The following is a 22,574-nucleotide window of genomic DNA, read 5'->3' on the forward strand; positions in this document are numbered from 1 at the left end:
GTATCCTTCGAAAAATCATGCATCAGGTAAGTTGCCGAATTGGTCGGCGCGGGCTTAATTCGGCCCGGCATCGGCAAGCATGAATCATGCCCGCGGTTCAAGGTGTGGTTTTTACGAATGACTTGACGGCGAATTAGGTTATTTGCCAGTCATCGGTGCGTGATTTGACGCAGACACGCATTTAATCCCATCTTATGTTTCGCATAACGGAGGATTGCTTATCTTTATCTAGCGCAATATGTGGGCGGCTTGCTGCTGGCTTTGTATCACCGCATCGGCGAGTGACTGGTTAAGGAGTGGCATGTTTAATGAGAAGTGAATTCTAGTGGTGAAAACAATGGGCTGAGCTTGTTGGTGTTAGCCACTTCGATTTGACCGCAACGCCTCACGCCAATACCATGCCCGAGATAACACCCTCCCCACTTGGAGGGTTACTTTTTTGTAGCGGCTTGAACAAACCAGCATAAACAACAACCCAGCCGAACCGATTATTGAAAAAGGATTTATGAGCAACACCGACAAATACCGCAATCGCCTGATTAACCTGCTGAAAGAGCTGTTTCAACTCGACCAGCCGGAGCTGGATTTTGGCTTTTACAAAATCATGCACGCCAAAAGCGTGCAAATCAGCCGTTTCCTGGAAGACGATTTGCTCGACGTGATTAAGGATGCGTTTGGCGAAGTCGACGAACAACGGCTGGCGGAAGCAAAAGCTCGGTACAAAGCGGCAATCGAACAAGCCAAGAAATTCGGCGCGCCCGATCCGGAACAAACCGACGGCGTCAAAGAAGCCAAGGCCCAATACGAGCAAGCCAAAGATGGCGGCAATGCCGAGAGCGAAATTTACGATCACTTGTACCGCTTCTTCGAACGCTATTACGACAATGGCGATTTCATGTCGCGCCGTTATTACGCCCGCGAAAGCGACAGCCGCGCCGCGCCCTATGCGGTGCCTTACGACGGCCGCGAGGTGTATCTGCATTGGGCTAACAAAGACCAGTACTACATCAAAAGCAGCGAGTACTTGAGCAATTACAGTTTCGACCTCAACGAAGCGATACGCCAGCAAGCGCAAACCGGCAAAACGCCAGGACTGGAACAATTCGCCAGCCACGATGAACAGCCGCTAAAAGTACATTTCCGCATCGTCGATGCCAGCGAAGGCGAGCATGGCAACATCAAAGCCACTGCCAATCAAAAGCGCTTTTTTTTGATTCATGCCGCCAAGCCGGTCGAGTTGCTCCCATTCCCACGGGATGAGGAGGACCGTAGGGTGGATAAGCGCAGCGCATCCACCGATACCGAAGGGCTCATGGTGGATGCGGCTAACGCCTTATCCACCCTACACATCAACTTCGAATACCGCACCGATCCCGACAAAACCGGCCAGGACGCCAAATGGCAGGAAACCCGGCTGCAACAAGCAGAAGCGGCGATTATCCAAGCCTTGCAGGACCTGAAAGCCAGCGCATTTTTGCAAGCCCTGCAAACCCCGGCGCCGACCGACAGCAAGAACAAACGCACATTGTTGGGAAAGTACCTGCAAAAATACGCGGCCCGCAACACCATGGATTATTTCATCCATAAAGACTTGGGCGGCTTTTTACGGCGCGAGCTGGATTTTTACATCAAGAACGAAATCATGCGCCTGGACGACATCGACAACGCCGATGCGCCGCAAGTGCAAAGCTACCTAAGCAAAATCCGTGTGCTGCGTAAAATTGCCCAGCAATTGATCGCCTTTTTGGCGCAACTGGAAGAATTTCAGAAAAAGCTGTGGCTGAAAAAGAAATTCGTCACCGAATGCCACTACTGCATCACGCTGGATCGTATCGACGCCAAGTTTTACCCGGAAATCGCCGCCAACGACCACCAACGCGACGAATGGGTCAAATTGTTTGCCATCAATGAGATTGCCGGTGATTTAGCTACGCCAAGTTACAGCGAACCGCTCACAGTTGAGTTTCTCGCCGCCAATCCGTATTTGCTTGTCGATACCACGTTGTTCAGCGCAGACTTCGAACAACGGTTATTGTCGGAAATACCCAATCTGGACGCGCAATGCGACGGCGTATTGATTCATTCGGAAAATTTTCAGGCTTTGGGCTTGATGCAGGAAAAATACCGTGAACAAGTGAAGTGTATTTATATTGATCCGCCGTATAACACCGATGGCGATGGTTTTGCCTATAAAGATAGTTACCAGCATTCGAGCTGGTTATCGAATATCCATAGCCGATTAGCTTTAGCAAAATCCTTGCAAGCTGTTGATAGCAGCATTTCCGTTTCTATCGACGATAACGAGATGGTTAATTTATCCCTGTTGTTATCGTCGCTATATGGCGATGCTTGCAAAATAGCCGATCTAATCTGGCAAAAGCGATATTCCCCAGATATTCGCAAGGCAATTAGCGATGCACACGAATATATACTGGTTTACGCAACTGATCCTTCAGAATTCAAGGCAAAGCGAAATTTATTGCCTTTAGGAAATGACCAAATCAAACAGTTTTCTAACCCGGATAATGATCCTCGGGGACCTTGGAAGTCAGATAATTTTACGGCGCCTGGTTTCCGACCCAACCAAATGTATGAAATAGAAACACCCGACGGTCGCAAACTTACACCACCGCCGGGACGCTGTTGGATGGTTACACAGGAAAATTATGAAAAATTAAAAGACGATAAACGTCTTATTTTCGGCAAAGATGGCTCCGGTCGTCCTGCGGTAAAACGCTTTTTGCATGAAATGGAAGGCATGGTCCCTTGGACATGGTGGGACCATCAATCTTCCGGACATTCCCAAGAAGGCTTAAAGGAAGGCAGCGATCTTTTTTCCAGAGAAGGCGCGTTTTCTACGCAAAAACCGACCCGAATGATTCAAAAACTACTGCATATCACGACTTCGCAATCGGCGAATGTCTTTGACTTTTTTGCTGGTTCGGGTACAACCGCTCACGCCACTATCAATCTCAACCGACAAGACAAAGGGAATCGCAAATATATTTTGGTCGAACAAAACGACTACTTCAATACCGTCCTAAAACCCCGCATCCAAAAAGTCGTCTATTCCAAAGACTGGAAAGACGGCAAGCCGGTGTCCCGCGAAGGCATCAGCCATTGCTTCAAAACTCTGCGTTTGGAAAGCTACGAAGACGTGCTGAACAATCTGGTGTTCAGGCAAGACGACGCCCGCGAGCGCGCCTTGGACAACAACCCGGAACTGCGCCGCGACTATCTGCTGAACTATTTTCTGGACGTGGAAACCCAGGACAGCCAAAGCCTGCTGAACATCGCCGCGTTTCGCGATCCGTTCGCTTACCAAATGTGGATCAAAAAGCCGGGTAGCGAATCGCAAACCCTACAAAGCGTGGATTTGGTCGAAACCTTCAACTGGTTGATCGGTTTGTGGGTATCGCACATGGCCGCGCCGCAAGGTTTTTCCGCTGAATTCGTCCGCGAAACCGACCCGGATTTGCCGCAAGACCAAAATACCCGCTTGCGTTGTACGCGGTTGAAACCGGTGGCCGATGCCGGTGGATGCGCTGCGCTTATCCACCCTACGAAGGATGACAATGGTAGGGTGGATAAGGCGATAGCCGCATCCACCACGCCCCCAAACCACGACCAAGCGCACTATTGGTTTCGCTTGGTCGAAGGCTATACCTTGAAAGTGCCGGGCGACCCGTCGTCGAAAATCCCGACCTTGATCGTCTGGCGCAAACTCACCACCGACCCGGAAAAAGACAGCGCGGTACTGCAAACCTATCTGCTGGATAAATTGCAGATTTCGCCGCGCGAACAAAACTACGGCGCCATTTACGTCAACGGCAGCCATACCCTGCCCAATCCGGTGATCGAAAGCGAACAAATCAAAGTGCGTTTGATCGAAGAAGCCTTTCATGCGGCGATGTGGTCCGGGGAATAAGGCATGAACGCTAGGCCGTCTTCCACGGTAAAGAAAATCGTCATCATCGCCGGACCGAATGGCGCGGGTAAGACGACCTTTGCCCGCGAGTTTTTACCCAACGAGGCGCATTGCCCGGTGTTCATCAACGCCGATTTGATCGCCGCCGGTTTGTCGCCGTTTGCGCCGGAAGCGGCTGCCATCAAAGCCGGCCGCTTGATGCTGCAAAGCATTGAAGAGCATGTTGCCAGAGGCGACAGCTTTGCCTTGGAAACCACCTTGAGCGGCTTGCATTACGCCAGGGTCATTCCGCAATGGCGGGTGGCCGGTTATGTGGTGAAACTGATTTTTCTGGAACTGCCGAACACGGAAACCGCCATTGCCCGCGTCGCCGCGCGGGTAGCGCAAGGCGGTCACAACATCCCCGCCGAAACCATACTCCGCCGCTTCGAATCCGGTCGGCGCAATTTTCATCAAACCTACAAAGCCTTGGTTGATGTCTGGCTGCATTTCGATAATGCCGGCGATCAACCGCAATTGTTGGACTGGAGCGAATCATGAACACGCAACCTTTGAATCAAGCCAAAGACGAAGACGCCCGCCAGGTCGAAATCGCTTTACGCCGCGCCGCGCAAAAAGCACGGCAGCTGGCCGCGCAAACCGATACGCCGCTGGTGGTGGTACGGAATGGGCAATTGCTGGTTGAGCATGTAACGGCTCAGGATACGATGGATGCGCTACGCTTATCCACCCTACGAACTGTTGATTCAAGGTAGGGTGGATAAGCGCATCCACCAAACCAAAGCAATTACACTCATGAGCGAATACCGCCGCATCTTTGTCCCTGGAGGCCACTACTTTTTTACCGTGGTGACTTATCTCCGCCGCCCCGTTTTTTCCGAGTTTGCTAATGTCGAAGTTTTGCGGGCCGCATTCAAACAGGTGATGGCGGCGAAACCCTTTGAGATCGAGGCCATTGTGATCTTACCCGACCATCTGCATTGCCTTTGGCGCCTGCCTTTAGGAGACGCGGATTTTTCCGGTCGTTGGCGGGAAATCAAAAAATATGTTTCCAAACGGATCGGCGGCGAAGGCAAACGGACAGGCGAGCGCGACGTTTGGCAACGGCGGTTTTGGGACCATCTCATCCGGGACGAAGAGGATTGGCGGCGACATGTGGATTACGTTCATTTCAATCCGGTTAAACATGGGCTGGCGACTGCGCCGAGCGATTGGCCGTATTCCTCGTTTAGAAAATTCGTTGCAGCCGGTTTGTATGATGCCGGTTGGGCTTCCGGTGGATTGCCGGACAACATAAAAGACTTGCACTGCGAATGATTAAGGTAGGGTGGATAAACGCTAGCGCATCCACCAAATTTGCCTTCCATGGTGGATGCGCTGCGCTTATCCACCCTACATTGAGACGATTTAATGGCTGTAAAACCCAAAGCCGCCAAGGTTGGCGGCAAAAAGAAATCCGGGCAAACCTTGGCGTTTGCCGACAAGTTGGTATTGAACCAGTGGATCATGGAATTGTTGGGCGTCGATACGTTTGCCGATCATCAAGACGGCAAGCGCCGCGTCCGTCCGATGCAAATGCTCGCCAAGTTGCTGCGCGACTGCAAGGAAGGTCTGGAGAGCGACAACCTGCATTATTTTTACCAGCAACTGAAAAGCCATTGGCAACCGACGGCAACGCTTAATCCGAATGCTTTGCTAGGTTACGAGCAAAACATTGTCGCGCATACCTTATGGCTGAACGAAGGCCGCGAGCGGCCCATCGAATGGAAGTATTACCAATGGCTGTCGCTGTTGTTTGCCGAGATTTATCTGCATCAATACTTTACTGACCGTGAGCGATTGCTGGAGCAATTAAACGATTACGTCCGCCGGTTTAACGCGCATTGGCAAGCCAAGGAATTTAACACCGGCATCGGCGAATACACGCTGGAAGACTTGAACAAGTTGTGTCTGCAAAACGCCACAGGTTCCGGTAAAACGCTGTTGATGCATATCAATTACCGTCAATTTGCCCACTATGCCACCGAAGCCGGTCAGCATGATTTAGTGACGCGCACCTTGTTGATTACCCCTAACGAAGGCTTGAGCAATCAGCACGAACAAGAGCTGAAACAAAGCGGTATCGAAGTCGCACGCCTGGTGCTGGATAACAACGACATTGGCAGTACAACCAACATTTTCAGTAGTGGTTACGGTCATTTGAGTCGAGTCGATTTCATCGAAATTACCAAGTTAGGCGATAAAGATGGCCCCAATACTATTGCCACCCGTAACTTGGGCGACCGTAACCTGATTCTGGTGGACGAAGGCCATCGGGGCATGGGTAAGTCCGAGGAAGAAGGCTGGATGAAGCAACGCGAGCGCTTGGTGGAAAAAGGCTTTGCCTTCGAGTATTCCGCTACATTCAAGGAAGCGGTGAAAGCTGCCAATAATGCCAAGATCGAGGAAAGCTACGCCAAGGCAGTGCTGTTCGATTATTCCTATCGCTATTTCTACGAGGATGGTTACGGTAAGGATTACCGCATCTTCAATATCCCCAAGTCGCAAGCCGAGCATGAGTTTTTGTATTTGTCGGCGTGTTTGTTGAGCTTTTACCAACAGTTGCGTTTGTATCGCGAACGTAAGTCGCAATATGCGGCCTACAACCTGGAAAAACCGTTGTGGGTGTTTGTTGGTTCGAGCGTTTCCAAAGCGTCGGCAACAACCGGCAGCGACCAGGAAACGGTTTCCGACATTGTCCGTGTATTGAGTTTTATTGCCCAGTTTCTTGCCGAGCCGCAACAAGCCATTAAAACGGTAGCGACGCTGCTGAACGAAAATGCGACATCGACCGGTTTGATCGATAACAAAGGCCACGATATTTTTCACGGCGCATTTTTGTTTTTACGTGAGCGTTTGCGTAAGGGCGAATCGGTCAGTGAGATTCATACCGACATTCTTGCTACCCTGTTCAATAACCGGGCGGGCGGCCAATTACATGTCTGGCGTTTAAAAGGCGACAGCGGTGAATTGGTACTGAAAGCCGGTCATGGCGACAGTTATTTCGGCTTGATCAATGTCGGCGATGCCTTGGGGTTATCGAAACATATTCAAGAAACCTGTCCGCAGATCGTTGTGGATGACAGTGACTTTGTTGCTGCCCAGTTTGCCAGCATCAAAGAATCATCCTCGCCGATCAATCTGTTGATTGGTGCCAAAAAGTTTGTCGAAGGCTGGGATTGTTGGCGGGTCTCCACCTTGGGCTTGATGCGTGTCGGCCGTAGCGAGGGTTCGCAAATCATTCAGTTGTTCGGTCGTGGTGTGCGTTTGAAGGGTTACGAATGGTCGTTAAAACGTTCGCGCGCGGCCACCCCTGCGAAGCAACCTGAATACATTCACTATATCGAAACTCTGAATGTGTTCGGCGTACAGGCCGACTTCATGGAGAAATTTCGTGACTTCCTGGAAGATGAAGGTCTGCCGGCCAATGATCGTAAGGAAGTGTTCCAGATTCCGATGAATGTGACTTACGATTTTGGCCACAAGTTGAAGGTGTTACGCCCCAAGCTGAAAAAAGCCGATGGCCGCGAATATAGCTTTACCCGCGACGGCGCCATGCCGTTGTTTGGCAGCGTGCCCGACGTCATGCGCAAGAGTCGGATCGAGGTCGATTGGTATCCAAAAATTCAGGCGATTGTCGCTCGGCCTGTCGATGCCGGCGCCGCAGCAGCCGTGAACGTCAACGAGGCAGTGTTTTCCGACGAACAGATTGCCTTTTTGGACATCAGCAAGCTGTATTTCGATCTGGAGCAATACAAAGCCAGGGAAAGTTTATACAGCCTGATTATCACGCCGCAAGCCATTCCCGGTTTGTTGAAGCGTACTGATTGGTATGTGTTATTGGTACCCAAGCACCTATTGGGGATGAACAGCTTTGCCAATGTCAGGGTGTGGAACCAGATCGCCCTGGAGCTGTTGAAAAAATACAGCAAGCGCTTTTATCTGCATTGCGTTGACGAATTTATTCGGCCGAGGTTGCAATACCGCGATTTGGAGAGTGGCGACAGCAATTTGCCCACTGACTCCGAGTCTTATCAATTAATTGTCGATGCCACCGAACAGCAACTGATTGATGACATCGAAAAGCTGAAGGCCGAAGTTGCAGCGAACTGGCAATCCAAAACACCCAAGTTGATTGAAGCGGGTCAGTTAAAAGCCATCGTATTGAGCCATCATTTATACCAACCCTTGCTGTATGCCGAGCGCGGTTGTCCGATTACGATTGCTCCGGTATCCCTGAACGACAGCGAAAAGAACTTTGTGGTCGATCTGATGGCTTGGCTGGAAACCAATGAAGCCAAGCTGTTGGAAAGCAAAACGTCGATATTCCTGCTGAGGAATAAGTCACGCGGCAGTGGTATCGGTTTTTTCGAGGCCGGTAATTTCTACCCGGATTTCATTCTGTGGGCAGTCAAGGGCGATCAGCAAGTGGTGGCCTTCATCGAGCCGCACGGTATTGCTCATGAGGGACCGGAGCACCCGAAAGTGCAGTTTCACAAGACGATTAAGGATATCGAGCAGCGCTTAGCCGATAAAGACAATATCCGCTTGGAAAGCTTTATCGTTACGCCTACGCGTTTCCAACTGGTTGAAGCGATGGGGTATGATCGGGAATATTGGGAAGAGAGGCATGTATTGTTTATGGATCTGCCGGCTTATATCAATACCCTGATGGGTAATGTTGTCGGCAATGATTATAGGTGTTCGAGATTTTCCAGAACACTTACGTTTCGGTGTAACGAATAATGCTCGCTACCGGAGGAGTAAGGCATCGAAATGCCTGCGTTCAGCTTGGAACAGTTCTGCACAACGATCAGTTTGCCGGAAACCAACACGAGGTCAAAATCGCCGCAGCCCATTCCTTGAGACAGTTTGCTGAACAATGGCGAGCAAATCTGGGCGAGCTTGTGTATCAAAATACACTTTCTGATTTGTCGCTTGCCTGATGGATAGGTAGTGATTTGTGAGATTAATGATTAACCGCATCAGTCCTAGCTCGACTAGCAATGTGCTTTGAGTCTCTCTGCGCTTATGATGTCCAGGATTGTTTTTTCACTTTAGCTATTTTTAAAGCCGCAATTAAATCGGTAACACATTGATTTAATTTGGTCGGAGTGAGAGGATTCGAACCTCCGGCCCCTGCCTCCCGAAGGCAGTGCTCTACCAAGCTGAGCTACACTCCGATGGTTTCCTGGGATGGAAAGCCAGCCCATTTTAACAAAAGCTCCGGCAAATTTTCATCTCTGTCGCAAGCGATGACGGGATAAATCGGGAAAAACCGAAGCTTTTCACGCCAAAATTGCCGGGGAGTGCGATTGCTTTAACTATCGCAAAAGGTAGGTTGGGCTGAAGGTAAAAGGTAATGAAGCCCAATATTTTGATTCTGTTGGGCTTCGCCGTGCTCCGTTCAACCTAGACATTGTTTTTGTGACATCTACTATAGCAGGGCATGGGCGTTAAGTTGAATCCTCAGGGTTTTTCCCTGGCGACGTCCTGTTCCAGAAAAGTGTCGATCGTTTGGCTGTCGTTGAAATGGGCGAAAGCCAGCGCCAGTTTGGCGTAGGCGGTTTCCAGTGAGGTGTTCCAGATCATCTTGGCGCCGTGGCTCAATATGTCACGGGTGGAGCTGTAGGCCGCGTCCGATTGAAGCGAGGGGGCCAGATACAAAGGTATGTTGGCTTCCCGGCAGCGCTGGCTGAAGTCGATCAGGCTGTGCTGCGGCCCCCATTGCCGCGAGACGCAGGCCGTGCCGGAGTGATAGAGGTCGTGCAGCACGGCGTCCACGCCATGTAGGTGGTAATCGGCGTAGTTCATGCCGGGGTAGGGGCGCAGCAAGAGTATGCGGGCAAATTGGTTTTTTAACGTATGGGTCGGGGCTTCGGGCGGCGGGAGCGGATGCAACTGCCTGAATTTCCCGTCGGCATAACTCAGGTATGCTCTGGATTGCACGCTGATGAAGTCGCCACTGAGCGGCAGACAGGAACTCAGGCGGGTGCCGATATGCACATGCATGGTTTGCTCAGGATTTTGATACGGCACGAACACGCCGGCTTCCTGCTTTTGCAGGATGTAATCGACCGCGCAGATGAAGTTTTTCAGGCCGTTGGCTTCAGGATTATCCAGCGGCAAATTGCTGGAGACCAGTAGCAGCGGAATCTTCAGGTGGTTGAAATAAACGCCGAACGCCGCGGCGGTAAAGGCCAGGGTATCGGTGCCGTGGGTGACGATGATGCCGTCGAAATCAGCCAGCTCTTCGGTTTCTATCGCAGCAATGACTTGCTGCCAAAACGTGGGGTGCAGGTTTTCGCTGAGGATTTGTATCGGCTGCAGCGTTTTGAAGCGAACCCGCGCCTGTGCCGGATGGCATTGTTGAAACAGCTGAATCAGCTTGAAACCGGCAGTGGCGCGGGTGTCTATGGTGCCGTTTTCCACTTGCGAGCCTATGGTGCCACCGGTAAAAACCAATAATATGTTCGTCATAAAATAGTAAGATGAGCGCCTTTGCGTAAGGCGCATCTTAATCTGAAACCATGAAAATTTCATTGATCGTGGCGATGGCCAGCAACCGTGTCATCGGTTTGAATGGCCGGATGCCGTGGCATCTGTCGGCCGATTTACAACGTTTCAAACACATCACGCTGGGCTCGCCCATTCTGATGGGGCGTATAACCTTCGAGGCGATCGGACGGCCGTTGCCGGGACGGGAGAATCTGGTCATCAGTCGCAATGCCGATTACCGGCAGGACGGCTGTCAGGTGTTTACCACGATAGACGGCGCGCTCGAGTATGCGAAAAGTTGCGAGGAATTGTTCGTGATCGGCGGCGCCACGCTGTACGAGGCTTTGTTGCCGGCGGCGGACTATTTGTATTTGACCTTGATCGAGCGCGATTTCGACGGCGACACTTTTTTTCCGGAAATCGATTACGGCGCCTGGCGCGAGCTCAGCCAAGAGGTGGTCGAAGACGACCCGCGAGTCGATTATCGCTATCGGTTTTTAAAGCTGGAAAACCTGTATAAGGAACGAACATCGAATAACCTATGCAAATATTCGGGGTAGGTGCGGATTTATCCGCACAGTGCGAATGAATTCGCACCTACCAATGCCGAGATTATTTCTCGCACATTCCTAAGCATCCAATTCAAACGTTTAAGTGATGGTAAAAAGGCTGGTGCGGGCTTAAAATCGGCCTTTGTCATAAAACTGTCATATTCGCTTCATACTATTGTCACGCTCAAAGGGCAGTATTGCTTCTGGTTTAAACATTGATTGGGAAAGAATATGAAAAAAACATTTCAGCTGAAGTCGCTCATTTGGGGATTTGGCTTTGTGTCTTCCGCGTTTATGGCAAGCGGTGTTGCGGCCGCGCCTGCTGCGGTTGATCCCGCATTAACGGAATATGCCCCTGCCAGCGGCGTGTCGGGCAATATTTCCAGCGTCGGTTCCGATACGCTGGCCAACCTGATGACCCTGTGGGCGGAAGAGTTTGGCAAACTGTATCCCAACGTCAATATCCAGATTCAAGCGGCCGGCTCTTCAACCGCGCCGCCGGCTTTGACCGAAGGTACCTCTAACCTGGGGCCGATGAGCCGGAAAATGAAAGACAACGAAATCGACGATTTCGAAAGCAAGCACGGTTACAAACCGACCGCGATTCCGGTGGCGATCGACGCACTGGCGGTCTTCGTCAACAAGGACAATCCGGTCAAGGGCCTGAGCATTCCGCAAGTGGATGCGATCATGTCGTCCACCCGCAAATGCGGCCACGCCACCGACATCACCACATGGGGCGAAGCCGGGCTGACTGGCGGCTGGGCCGGCAAACCGATTCAATTGTACGGCCGTAACTCGGTATCAGGCACCTACGGTTTCTTCAAGGACGAAGCCTTGTGCAAGGGCGACTTCAAAAACAACGTCAACGAGCAACCCGGTTCGGCTTCGGTGGTGCAAGCGGTTACCACCTCCAGCAATGGTATCGGTTATTCCGGTATCGGTTACTCGACTTCGGGTGTAAAAGCGATTCCGCTCGCGGCCAAAGAAGGTGCGCCGTTCGTCGATCCGACCGCCGAAAACGCGATTTCCGGTACTTATCCGCTGTCCCGCTTTTTGTATATCTACGTCAACAAAAAGCCCAACGATCCTTTGGCGCCGTTGGAAAAAGAGTTCATCAAGATGGTGTTGTCTAAAACCGGCCAGCAAGTCGTCGTGAAAGACGGGTACATTCCATTGCCGGCCAAGGCCGCGGAAAAAGCCTTGGGCATGATTCAATGATCATCATTTAAGGACGAGTGATACAGGGAATGCTTGGCATGGATGCTTTCAAGGAATTTGTCTCAAAATCAATCTGAAATCGAATGGTTAAAGCCCCCTCTCCTCGCGGGAGAGGGCGGGGGTGAGGGGAATAAAATGTACACACCTTATTTATATCCCCTCCTAACCTTCTCCCGGCCGGAGAAGGCACTGTTTTGACTTTTACGACGCCCTCCATCAGAAGAGGAAGCAGATCGGCAATTAGTCCGGTTTTACGCTTTGCTGAACAGTTATGGGTTGATTTTGTGAATCTGCTGAAGCCGATGAATTACCCGGGTGATTTGTCGGCTTTTTTATACTTAACACCCTTGTCCGAAAGGCAAGGGCGGCACGTATCATTACTACCATTTTGCTATGTCAGAGACTCAATCATCCCCAGCGAAATCCACGCTGTTGCAGCTTTCCTCGAGCGATGCCTACCAGCGCTGGCGGCTGTTGAAGGATAGGCTGGTGGCGCATGCCGTCGTGGTTGGCGGCCTGGGCATCATATTCGCGATCGTGTTGATCTTCTTTTATTTGCTCTACGTGGTGTTTCCGCTGTTGTTGCCTGCCCATGCGGAAGCCGTCAGCCAGTATGACGCTCCTGAACCGGCGCTGGGCGGCACCGTATTTCTATCGATGGAAGAGCAAAACGAGGTGGGGGTGCGTTTCACCGATGCCGGCAAAGCGATATTTTTTGCCGTCGCCGATGGCCGCGTGATCAAAACCAATGATTTGCCGGTCCCAGCGGGCGTTCAGGTGGTCAGCTATGCCCATGGCGGCGTGGACAAAGGGGTGATCGTTTATGGTTTGTCCGATGGCCGCGCGCTGGTGGTCAAGCATGATTACAAGCTGTCCTATCCCGGTGGCAAGCGGCTGATCACGCCATCTATCAGCTATCCGATGGGCGCGGAGCCGATAGTCATCGATGGCAATGGGCAGGCGTTGAGCAAGATCACGGTAAAGGTGGGGGCAGATCAAAGCAGTTTTCTGGCCAAAACCGCGGACAACCGCTTGCTGTTGGTGTCGCTCAGTAAAAAGGAGTCGATGTTCGACGACGAAGTCAGCTGGGAACGCACCGAAGCCATGCTGGACATGATAGGGGCCGATGTCGATTTCATGTTGCTGGATAAAGAGTTGCGCAACCTTTACGTGGCCAGCAGTACGGGCGATCTGGCCGTGGTCGATATTTCCGACAAGAGTCAGCCCGTCATCAAGCACAAGCTCACTGTGCTGCAGCACGGTGTGCAAATCACCAGCATGGAGTTTCTGAACGGCGACATTTCCGTGCTGATCGGCGATAGTTCGGGCGAATTGGCGCAGTGGACCATCGTGCGCGACAAACAAAACCGCTATAGCGTGCAAAAGTTGCGTTCGTTCAAGGTGGGCGATGCATCGGTGGTAACCATCAATCCGGAACAGCGGCGCAAGGGGCTGCTGGTCGCGGATGCCAGCGGTAACATCGGTATTTACAACACCACGGCCGAGCGCGAATTGATCAAGGCGCAAGTGGTGAATGGTAAACCGGTGGCGGCGACCTTGTCGCCAAGAGCCAATGCGTTGTTGATGCAAGCCGGGGACGGCAAGATTCAGTACTGGAAGGTCGAAAACGAGCATCCGGAAGTGTCCTGGTCTTCGCTATGGGGCAAAGTCTGGTACGAAAGCTATTCGGAGCCGGCTTATATCTGGCAGTCTTCCGCCGCCAGCAACGATTTCGAACCGAAAATGAGTCTGACCCCTTTGGTATTCGGCACCTTGAAGGCGTCGTTTTACGCGATGCTGGTCGCGATACCCTTGGCCTTGTTTGGCGCGATTTACACGGGCTATTTCATGGCGCCGGGCATCCGCCAGTACGTCAAGCCGGGCATCGAAATCATGGGCGCTTTGCCGACCGTGATTTTGGGCTTTCTGGCGGGTTTGTGGCTGGCGCCGTTCGTTGAAATGCATTTGACCGCGATTTTCGCGCTGCTGATGATCGTACCGTTGGGGGTGATGGTTTTTGCTTACTACTGGCAAATGCTGCCGAAAACCTACCGCAACAAGATTCCAGACGGCTGGGATGCGTTGGTACTGATACCGGTCATCATTGTCAGCAGCTGGCTGGCGTTTGTGTTTAGCCCTTATATCGAAACCTGGTGTTTTGGCGGTGATTTGCGTACCTGGATGCGAACGGAATTTGGCATCGGTTACGACCAGCGCAATACCTTGGTGGTCGGTTTGGCGATGGGCTTTGCGGTGATTCCGATGGTGTTTTCGATTGCCGAAGACGCCATTTTCAGCGTGCCAAAGCATCTGTCCACCGGTTCATTGGCCCTGGGCGCAACGCCCTGGCAAACGCTGTCCAAAGTGGTGATTTTGACCGCGAGCCCCGGCATATTCTCGGCGGTGATGATAGGGCTGGGCCGCGCGGTGGGTGAAACCATGATCGTGCTGATGGCGACCGGCAACACCCCGGTAATGGATATCAGCATCTTCCAAGGCCTGCGGACCTTGTCGGCCAACATCGCCGTCGAAATGCCCGAATCCGAAGTCGATAGTACCCACTATAGGGTCTTGTTCCTGGCGGCTTTGGTGCTGTTCATGTTCACGTTTATCGTCAATTCCCTGGCGGAATTGATTCGTCAGAATCTGAGACAAAAATACAGTTCGTTATGATGAAAGCATGGTTTAAAAGCGGTTCGCCGTGGATCTGGATGACCGCGGGCGCGGTCAGCATCAATTTGTTGCTGGTCTTGTGCTTGCTGATACTGATCGCGATCCGTGGGCTTGGCCATTTCTGGCCGGCCGACATCGTCGAATATCACTATCAGGATAAATCCGGTCAGGACAGCGTGATCATCGGCGAACAGGTCGATGAATCGTTGTTGCACGAAGCTCAAGCCAGGGCGGCCGGTCACGAGGTATTGAATGGCGCCGAGTATCTGCTGCAGTTTTTAATCAAGACCGGTAACCGGGATTTATACGGTAGCGATTTTCGTTGGATACAAGACCAGTATGTTCGCAGTAAAGATACGCCTGACGATCTGATCGCCATCGAGCGTCGTGAATGGGGCAATTTTTACGGACGTTTACGCGCGGTCAAACAAGATGGCGGGGTGATCGCCGAAGGCGAGCAGGCTTGGCCCGTGGCGCAAGAAAAATTGGCCGCTGATCTGGCGCTTTTCGCTCAGATCAAAGCATTGCAAAATGACGACGTCGGCAGCATTAACTACGATTTGGAACGTTTGCGATTGAAGCAGCGCGCACTGGAACTGAAAAATCAGTGGGACGACGCTAAAAAACAGGCGTTTGCCGAACAAAAAGCGGCCTACGAACAGGAATATAAAGTCATTCAAGAAAAACTGGCAGAGTTGAACAAGGAAATCAAACGTTACAGTCTGGTGGTCGTGGAGGCGGGCGGGCGCGAAATCACGGTGCCGCTGCATCGCGTCGTGAAACTGACACGGCCGAACGCGATGAATGTATTCGATAAATCCATCGAATATGTCAAAAATTTCTCGACTTTCGTCAGTGATGAACCGCGCGAAGCCAACACCGAAGGCGGAATTTTTCCGGCCATTTTCGGCACGGTATTGATGGTGATGCTGATGGCGGTGGTCGTGACGCCCTTTGGCGTGATTGCGGCGGTTTATCTGCGGGAATATGCTCAGCAAGGCGTGGTGACTCGGATCATCCGCATCGCGGTCAACAACTTGGCCGGGGTGCCGTCTATCGTCTACGGCGTATTTGGCTTGGGTTTTTTCGTTTATATCATCGGCGGCAGCATCGATAAGTTGTTTTATCCGGAAGCCGCGCCGGCCCCGGTGTTTGGTACGCCGGGTTTGTTGTGGGCGTCGTTGACTTTAGCCTTGCTGACTTTGCCGGTCGTGATCGTCGCCACCGAAGAAGGCTTGTCGCGGATACCCAAATCGATACGCGAAGGCAGCCTGGCCTTGGGCGCGACCAAAGCCGAAACCCTCTGGCGTACCGTGTTGCCGATGGCCAGCCCCGCGATCATGACGGGCCTGATCCTGGCGGTGGCCCGCGCGGCGGGTGAAGTGGCGCCGTTGATGCTGGTGGGCGTGGTCAAGCTGGCGCCTACCTTGCCGTTGGACGGTAACTTCCCTTACCTGCATTTGGACAGAAAATTCATGCATTTGGGTTTTCATATCTACGACGTCGGCTTTCAAAGTCCCAACGTCGAAGCTGCCAGGCCATTGGTTTACGCCACTTCGCTGCTATTGGTTATGGTCATCATCGGCTTGAACATGTTTGCGATCGCCATTCGTAACAATCTCCGAGAAAAATATCGCGCACTGGAAAATTAACGTTGTTCTTCAACACGACACGTTTGGAAAAACACAATGACAACTGAAGTAAGAAAAACGCATGCCATTGACATCAATGCGCTGAATCGTTCGGACAAGAAAAGTCAGGAAAATTTCGATACTTGTATTAGCGTACAGAATCTGAACCTGTTTTACGGCAACAAACAGGCTCTGCACAACGTCTCGATGAACATGCCGCGCAAGAAGGTCACGGCCTATATCGGTCCCAGCGGCTGCGGCAAATCCACGTTGCTGCGCTGTATCAACCGCATGAACGATTTGGTCGATGGCGTCCGTATCGAAGGCAAAATCTTGTTGGATGGCGACGACATTTACGACAAGAACGTCAATGTCGCCGCCTTGCGCCGCCGCGTCGGGATGGTGTTTCAAAAACCCAATCCGTTTCCTAAGAGCATCTACGAAAATGTCGCCTATGGACTGCGCATTCAGGGCATCAACGACAGGCGCATCCTGGACGAAATCGTCGAAAAATCGCTGCGGGGTGCCGCGTTATGGGACGAGGTCAAAAACCGCCTGAACGACAATGCCTTGGGCATGTCCGGCGGCCAGCAGCAACGCTTGGTGATCGCCAGGGCGATCGCGATCGAGCCGGAAGTGATTTTGCTGGACGAGCCGGCTTCGGCGCTGGACCCGATTTCGACCTTGAAAATCGAAGAACTGATCGATGAGTTGAAAGAAAAATACACGATCGTCATCGTCACCCACAACATGCAGCAAGCGGCGCGGGTGTCCGATTACACCGCGTTCATGTACATGGGTGAATTGATTGAATTTGGTGATACCAGCGAATTGTTCACCAACCCCGCCAAAAAACAAACCGAAGATTACATTACCGGTCGCTACGGTTAAGGAGAACAGCCATGGATAACAGTATCATCAAACAGCATATTTCCCGCCAGTTCAACAATGAAATGGAAGATATCCGCAACAAAGTATTGACGATGGGCGGATTGGTCGAACAGCAAGTCGATCTGGCGACCAAGGCTTTCATGAGTTATGACATCGAAAGCGCGGAAAAAGTGATACAGCAGGATCAATTGGTCAATGCACTGGAAAAGGACATCGATCACGAATGCACCGAGATCATGGCCAAGCGTCAGCCGGCGGCCTTTGATTTGCGGATGTTGATCGCGACCCTGAAAATCATAACCGACCTGGAGCGCATCGGCGACGAGGCGGCCCGTATCGCCAAGATGACCATGCGCCTGGAAGGGGCGGATTATTATCAGGACAAATACTACGAAATCGAGCATTTGCTGGAATTGGTCAGGGACATGCTGAATGGGTCGCTGGACGCCTATGCACGCACCGATACCGAGGAAGTGATTGCGATTACCGCGCAAGACAGCAAGGTCGACCGTGAGTACACCAGCATCATGCGGCAATTGATCACCCAGATGATGGAAGACCCGCGCAACATCACCCGCGCGCTGGATATGCTGTGGACAGCCAGGGCCCTGGAGCGCATCGGCGATCACGCCTGCAATGTCTGCGAGCAAGTGATCTACATGGTCAAAGGCAAGGATGTCCGGCACGTCAGCCGGGAAGAACTGGAGAATATGGTCAAAACCGAGCGTTGAACCTAGAAATATCATTTTGTCCACGAAACACACGAAAATCACGAAAAGTTTCAAGCAGTTATCTCACCTAAGAACAGCACCGAACTGGTGAGCCGACAAGCCTCATAACGCAATGATTTCTTTCGTGTATTTCGTGCTTTTCGTGGACTTGCTGCGGTTTTAAGGTTCAGTAGAGTTTGGGCACGATTCGCCACGGCACCCGTGAGCGGTAGCGTAGCCAATCCTCGCCGTACTTCGCCAGGCACATGGCATCGTCTCGCCGCTCCCGATGCAGCAGCAGAATGGTGAAGTAGAGCATATGGAAATAAGGCAGAGGGCTGCCGAAAGCGGCCGGCAGGCACCAGGAAAGTGCGATCAGCAAATCGCCGAAGTAATTCATGTGTCGCGCAAGGCCCCACCAGCCCGAGGTCAGCAACAACGAGCCCCGGTTTGTCTTGATGTATTCGGCCGGGCGGCCCCAGACGGCTCGGTTCGGATCGCGCCGGAAATGGTGTTTCTGGATGTTGGCACCGCGAAATATCGCATAGCCGGTCAGGTTCAAAATCAGGATGGCTGCAGTTCCCCAGACAGGAAGGTCATGGGTGTGGTTGACCAGATATTGAGCTTGTAGCGTATAGGTGAAGGGCAGCCAGACCAGATCGCCCCAGCATAGCATCCAGCCGAATTTTTCATGCTTGATGTCCCATGTCGTCAGCACGGCTTCTTCGTGGATAAAGTAGTCGATCAGGTAAGCGCTTTGAAAGCCGACCACCAGCAGCATCGGCACGCTCACGACGCCATGAAGTTCATATTGTTTGGCCGCCATCGACAGATTCATGAGCATCCAGAAGATCATGCCCGGACGAGCTTCGCAGAAGAGCTTCAGGTCGAGGGAACCTATCCGCGGATTGAGCGCCGTACCCATGAAGTAGTCATACAAGGGCCGTCCCGTCGGCCTCTCCCAATCCGCGCCCCGCAGTCCCCAAAAATAAAGAAAGCCGGCGAAGGCGAACGTAAAGATATTGACCGTGCCGAGCAGCGGACCGAGCTGGTCATACAAGACCGTGGCATCCAGCCAGCCCAAAGCCAGCAGAGTGGCTACCAAGCCCAGTGTGAACAGGAAGGAAAACATGCCGTTCATCCGGTAGTCGAGCCGGCTGCCATCGGGTAATGCCATGCCCTGTACGGTCTGGCCGGGAGCCCAAACCTGCAAGGCCGCCTGGAGCAGGAACCACGCGCCGTAGAGGCTCGCAGCTTCCCAGGTGGGAGGCGAGACGTGGGCGAAAAATTGCTGCCAGGACGCGGTATCGGTGGGAAACACCAAGCGGCCTTGATAATAGGTGACGCAAATCCAGAGGTAATACACTAGCGGCGGCAAGGCCACCATCAGCACGAGCCAGGAAAGGCCGAAACCGTATTTTTGCCGCACAGCATCCACGGCGCGGGTTGTCATCAAATCTTGATCGTCCATTGGTCACCCTTTTGACCGCTTTAGAATTTTCGATTGATCATCAGTTCGCGTAGCGCCATTTTGCCGTACGTCCATACCGTCTCGGCCAGCGTCGTTCCGTCGACAGCGCTGAATACAACGTCGCCAAGGATCAGCGGGAAGGCGGCGGGGATAAAACCTCTGCCATATTCCAGCATCCAGGCTGAGTCTGGTATTTTGAAACCATTGACCTTGCCGCGTTCGAGGACGGTATGATCGCCCGGACGAACGACTTCGCGCACCCCGCAATGGTTTGGCCGGTAAGTCCAGATTTCACCGGCCATCAGAAAATCATGGATATCCATGCGGTAGCGCCCGGAGAAGCCTTCCGTGCCGACCGGCGTCCCGAAGATGAGCAGATATTCGCTGAAAGAAGCGTGGAGTATGGTCATTACCCCGGTAGCGCCCGCCGTCAGACTAAAAAGCCAGCGCCGGGGCTGGCTGGCGTCGATATGGGCGGGGTAGGCCTTGGCGCAGGCTTCCACCACGGTTTTGACCATGTCTTCGTGGGGTTTGCCCATTCCTTGCAAGGCGATGGCTTGCAGCGTCTCGATGTCGAACACATAGCGCATAAATTCCACCCGCGTGAGACTGAGAGGTTTTTTAACAAGTCAGGATGACTTGTACTCTTTTCAAATCAGGATGACAAGAATAACGCGCAACGTTAATCCCAAAAACGGCAGTAAGTCCACGAAAAGCACGAAATAAATCCATGCCTTATCAGCTTTATGCCTTCACCTATTGGATGGTAGCATTCGAGATGATGGCTGTTTGAAAGCTGGCGCGGGCCGGTTGACGGTTTTTGGGAATTGGGTTTGACATTGGCAATCGATGCCAACCCAGATGCATGGCGAAGGTGTCGATCAAATCATGACGTTAGCGTAACAAAGGCAATAAACTGACCATTATCCAGGCAATGCCGCCCGCTGCCGGAATCGTTAGAATCCAGGCCCAGACGATTCTTTCGATGACGGAAAGTTTGAGCGAGTGGGGGTTTTTCGCAAAGCCTACGCCCATGATCGCCGTGGAAATGCTATGCGTGGTGGAAACCGGCATGCCGAAATGGGCGGCGGCCACCAGAATGGTCGCCGAACTGGTTTCCGCGGCGAAACCGTTGATAGGATGCAGTTTGACCATTTTATGGCCAAGGGTCTTGATGATGCGCCAGCCGCCGACCGCGGTGCCAAGCGCCATCACAAAGGCGCAAGTCAACACAATCCAGGTATCTATGTCCTTTTCCCCGCCATCCGGCCGCAAGAATCCAGCCCATTGCGGCAACTGATCCAGCGAACCGGTGCTATTGGCGGTAAAAATGGCCAGCGCGATGATGCCCATGGTTTTTTGTGCGTCATTGCTCCCATGCGCGAATCCCATGTAACCGGCCGACAACAGTTGCGCCTTGCCAAATACGACGTTGATCCATTTTGGCCGCGAGATGCGCGCGGCCAGACCGCCGGCGGAATTCATGCCGCTGATGACGGCCATCAACAGGCCCATGATCAAAATGCCCAGCAAGAAGCCCGCAACCGGCGAGCTAACCATGGGGATGACCACTTTCCACAGCAGGCCTTTACTCTGAGTCCAGACATCCGCGGTTTTTGACCATATCAGGACATGAGGGTTGTTGTGACCGGCGGCCAGCGCGGCGCCACACAAGCCGCCGATCAAGGCGTGACTGGAGGAAGAGGGCATTCCGGATGCCCAGGTAATCAGGTTCCAGATGATGGCGCCGGTCAGCGCGCAGATCAAAACTTCGGAGGTGATATCCACCAGACTGGTATCGACCAGTCCGGAGGAAATGGTTTTGGCGACGGCAGTGCCGGATAAAGCCCCGACCAGATTGGTGGCGGCGGCGAGGATGACGGCCTGGATGGGCGTCAGTACCTTGGTGGCGACGACTGTGGCGATAGAGTTGGCGGTGTCATGAAAGCCGTTGACGAACTCGAATATCAGCGCCACCAGAATGACCAGAAAAAGCAATGTCAGCATGAAAAATCCTGTTATGAATTTTTTAAGACAATGTGATAAACGACATTGCCGGCATCGCGACAACGATCAATGGCTTTTTCCAGGATTTCAAACAAATTCATCTTGACCAGATAGCGGATGGGGTCGGATTCGTTGGCATAAACGTCCCGATACAAATCCAGTATTTGGTTGTCAGCCTCGGCTTCGATAGCCTGCAACTGATCGTTCAATTTTTTCACCTTGTCCAAATCCATGCCTTTGCGCAACTGGCCGACCATTTGCTCTAAAACTTGGCAGGCTTGTTCGAGCATGCGCGCGCGGCTGATGAAATCCACGTCGCCTATGCGTTCCAAGGCCAGCGTATAGCGCTCGGCAAACTTTTCCACCACTTTGGGGATTTTGTACAGCGCGTTATTGAGGGCTTCAATATCCTCGCGGTCCAGCACCGTCACGAAAGTATTGACCAGTTCCTCGCTGATTTGGCCGAATAAATCTTTTTCCCGGCGACGGGCCTGTTTAAACTTGTCCAGTGATTGTTGAGTAGCTGGCGAACCTAGAAGCTCTATCAATGCACCGGCCGACGAACACGCGGACTCCGCACTGGCTTCGAGTAAACCGTAGAATTTATCGCCTTTGCCGAAGATGGTTTGCAATGAGAACATCGTGTTTCCTTATTTTTAGCTATCAGCTATGAGTTAGCAGGGCTAAATATTGTATAACAGCATGATGTCATATGCAGACGATGTCGGCTAAATAGATTGCTGATTAGCCGCGCCGGGCTCCGACGGAGTTATGTTCTCCGGGGGAAATGGTGCATTAATGCAGTGTTGAACCCCAAACCGGCAGCAAGTCCACGAAAAGCACGAAATACACGAAAGAAATCATTGCGTTATGAGGCTTGTCGGCTCACCAGTTCGGTGCGGTTCTTTGGTGGATAACGGTTTGAAATTTTTGGTGATTTTCGTGTATTTCGTG

Annotated in this window: 16 protein-coding genes and 1 tRNA gene; 11 read left to right on the forward strand and 6 right to left on the reverse strand. The window is 52.3% G+C overall.

The genetic code is table 11. From position 1 onward, the window contains the following. Positions 1-505: 505 nt before the first annotated feature. From NM686_RS00610 to NM686_RS00630, 5 genes are all read left to right on the forward strand, one after another. Complete coding sequence (locus NM686_RS00610; RefSeq protein ID WP_255190009.1) at positions 506-3,928, forward strand: site-specific DNA-methyltransferase; 3,423 nt, start codon at positions 506-508, stop codon at positions 3,926-3,928. A 3-nt stretch (positions 3,929-3,931) separates the two neighbouring features. Beyond that, the gene (locus NM686_RS00615; RefSeq protein WP_255190010.1) at positions 3,932-4,468 is read left to right on the forward strand and encodes a zeta toxin family protein; all 537 of its coding nucleotides are present in this window, start codon (positions 3,932-3,934) and stop codon (positions 4,466-4,468) included. Next, a complete protein-coding gene (locus NM686_RS00620) occupies positions 4,465-4,683 on the forward strand; it encodes a hypothetical protein (RefSeq protein ID WP_255190011.1) in 219 nt (72 codons plus the stop codon). Before NM686_RS00615 ends, NM686_RS00620 begins: the two co-directional genes overlap by 4 nt. A 40-nt stretch (positions 4,684-4,723) precedes the next feature. Beyond that, positions 4,724-5,245, forward strand: coding sequence for an REP-associated tyrosine transposase (locus tag NM686_RS00625; RefSeq protein ID WP_269022881.1), 522 nt, complete (start codon positions 4,724-4,726; stop codon positions 5,243-5,245). A 93-nt stretch (positions 5,246-5,338) separates the two neighbouring features. After that, on the forward strand, positions 5,339-8,713 hold the full coding sequence (locus NM686_RS00630) for a DEAD/DEAH box helicase family protein (RefSeq protein ID WP_255190013.1): 3,375 nt from the start codon (positions 5,339-5,341) through the stop codon (positions 8,711-8,713). 360 nt (positions 8,714-9,073) lie between these two features. Here the strand turns inward: NM686_RS00630 and NM686_RS00635 are convergent. Then, positions 9,074-9,150 (reverse strand) — tRNA-Pro (locus NM686_RS00635). A gap of 286 nt (positions 9,151-9,436) precedes the next feature. Beyond that, positions 9,437-10,447 carry an asparaginase gene (locus NM686_RS00640; RefSeq protein ID WP_255190014.1) on the reverse strand — a complete coding sequence of 337 codons (1,011 nt, stop codon included), beginning with the start codon at positions 10,445-10,447 and terminating at the stop codon, positions 9,437-9,439. 50 nt (positions 10,448-10,497) lie between these two features. Here NM686_RS00640 and NM686_RS00645 point away from each other — a divergent pair, with 50 nt between their 5' ends. The 6 genes from NM686_RS00645 (at position 10,498) to phoU (ending at position 18,163) form a co-directional block, all read left to right on the forward strand. Continuing rightward, on the forward strand, positions 10,498-11,025 hold the full coding sequence (locus NM686_RS00645; protein WP_255190015.1) for a dihydrofolate reductase: 528 nt from the start codon (positions 10,498-10,500) through the stop codon (positions 11,023-11,025). Between the two features lie 222 nt (positions 11,026-11,247). Then, positions 11,248-12,237, forward strand: coding sequence for a PstS family phosphate ABC transporter substrate-binding protein (locus tag NM686_RS00650; protein WP_255190016.1), 990 nt, complete (start codon positions 11,248-11,250; stop codon positions 12,235-12,237). Between the two features lie 393 nt (positions 12,238-12,630). Beyond that, positions 12,631-14,910, forward strand: coding sequence for an ABC transporter permease subunit (locus NM686_RS00655; protein WP_255190017.1), 2,280 nt, complete (start codon positions 12,631-12,633; stop codon positions 14,908-14,910). Beyond that, positions 14,907-16,562 (forward strand): phosphate ABC transporter permease PstA, encoded by a 1,656-nt coding sequence (gene pstA / locus NM686_RS00660; RefSeq protein WP_269022149.1) that lies wholly within the window; start codon positions 14,907-14,909, stop codon positions 16,560-16,562. Before NM686_RS00655 ends, pstA begins: the two co-directional genes overlap by 4 nt. 36 nt (positions 16,563-16,598) lie before the next feature. Continuing rightward, on the forward strand, positions 16,599-17,432 hold the full coding sequence (pstB, locus tag NM686_RS00665; RefSeq protein WP_255190019.1) for a phosphate ABC transporter ATP-binding protein PstB: 834 nt from the start codon (positions 16,599-16,601) through the stop codon (positions 17,430-17,432). Between the two features lie 11 nt (positions 17,433-17,443). Next, on the forward strand, positions 17,444-18,163 hold the full coding sequence (gene phoU / locus NM686_RS00670; protein WP_255190020.1) for a phosphate signaling complex protein PhoU: 720 nt from the start codon (positions 17,444-17,446) through the stop codon (positions 18,161-18,163). A 166-nt stretch (positions 18,164-18,329) separates the two neighbouring features. Here the strand turns inward: phoU and NM686_RS00675 are convergent, their stop codons facing one another. From NM686_RS00675 to NM686_RS00690, 4 genes are all read right to left on the reverse strand, one after another. Then, positions 18,330-19,613 (reverse strand): ERG4/ERG24 family protein, encoded by a 1,284-nt coding sequence (locus NM686_RS00675; RefSeq protein WP_255190021.1) that lies wholly within the window; start codon positions 19,611-19,613, stop codon positions 18,330-18,332. Positions 19,614-19,633: 20 nt separating this feature from the next. Further along, a complete protein-coding gene (locus NM686_RS00680) occupies positions 19,634-20,203 on the reverse strand; it encodes an ERG2 family protein (RefSeq protein WP_255190022.1) in 570 nt (189 codons plus the stop codon). Between the two features lie 304 nt (positions 20,204-20,507). After that, entirely contained in the window at positions 20,508-21,620 is a 1,113-nt protein-coding gene (locus tag NM686_RS00685; RefSeq protein WP_255190023.1) for an inorganic phosphate transporter, read from the reverse strand. An 11-nt stretch (positions 21,621-21,631) separates the two neighbouring features. Then, positions 21,632-22,261, reverse strand: coding sequence for a DUF47 domain-containing protein (locus NM686_RS00690; RefSeq protein ID WP_255190024.1), 630 nt, complete (start codon positions 22,259-22,261; stop codon positions 21,632-21,634). Between the last annotated feature and the right edge of the window lie 313 nt (positions 22,262-22,574).

Source organism: Methylomonas rapida (assembly GCF_024360925.2).
Taxonomy (GTDB): Bacteria; Pseudomonadota; Gammaproteobacteria; order Methylococcales; family Methylomonadaceae; genus Methylomonas; species Methylomonas rapida.

Bases quoted from the DNA above. Each gene is read 5' to 3' on its own strand.
- NM686_RS00620 (WP_255190011.1), top strand. From the start codon at position 4,465: ATGAACACGCAACCTTTGAATCAAGCCAAAGACGAAGACGCCCGCCAG.
- NM686_RS00615 (WP_255190010.1), top strand. From the start codon at position 3,932: ATGAACGCTAGGCCGTCTTCCACGGTAAAGAAAATCGTCATCATCGCC.
- NM686_RS00640 (WP_255190014.1), bottom strand. From the start codon at position 10,447: ATGACGAACATATTATTGGTTTTTACCGGTGGCACCATAGGCTCGCAA.
- NM686_RS00655 (WP_255190017.1), top strand. From the start codon at position 12,631: ATGTCAGAGACTCAATCATCCCCAGCGAAATCCACGCTGTTGCAGCTT.
- NM686_RS00625 (WP_269022881.1), top strand. From the start codon at position 4,724: ATGAGCGAATACCGCCGCATCTTTGTCCCTGGAGGCCACTACTTTTTT.
- NM686_RS00685 (WP_255190023.1), bottom strand. From the start codon at position 21,620: ATGCTGACATTGCTTTTTCTGGTCATTCTGGTGGCGCTGATATTCGAG.
- NM686_RS00650 (WP_255190016.1), top strand. From the start codon at position 11,248: ATGAAAAAAACATTTCAGCTGAAGTCGCTCATTTGGGGATTTGGCTTT.
- phoU (WP_255190020.1), top strand. From the start codon at position 17,444: ATGGATAACAGTATCATCAAACAGCATATTTCCCGCCAGTTCAACAAT.
- NM686_RS00645 (WP_255190015.1), top strand. From the start codon at position 10,498: ATGAAAATTTCATTGATCGTGGCGATGGCCAGCAACCGTGTCATCGGT.
- NM686_RS00675 (WP_255190021.1), bottom strand. From the start codon at position 19,613: ATGGACGATCAAGATTTGATGACAACCCGCGCCGTGGATGCTGTGCGG.
- pstA (WP_269022149.1), top strand. From the start codon at position 14,907: ATGATGAAAGCATGGTTTAAAAGCGGTTCGCCGTGGATCTGGATGACC.
- NM686_RS00630 (WP_255190013.1), top strand. From the start codon at position 5,339: ATGGCTGTAAAACCCAAAGCCGCCAAGGTTGGCGGCAAAAAGAAATCC.
- NM686_RS00690 (WP_255190024.1), bottom strand. From the start codon at position 22,261: ATGTTCTCATTGCAAACCATCTTCGGCAAAGGCGATAAATTCTACGGT.
- NM686_RS00610 (WP_255190009.1), top strand. From the start codon at position 506: ATGAGCAACACCGACAAATACCGCAATCGCCTGATTAACCTGCTGAAA.
- NM686_RS00680 (WP_255190022.1), bottom strand. From the start codon at position 20,203: ATGCGCTATGTGTTCGACATCGAGACGCTGCAAGCCATCGCCTTGCAA.
- pstB (WP_255190019.1), top strand. From the start codon at position 16,599: ATGACAACTGAAGTAAGAAAAACGCATGCCATTGACATCAATGCGCTG.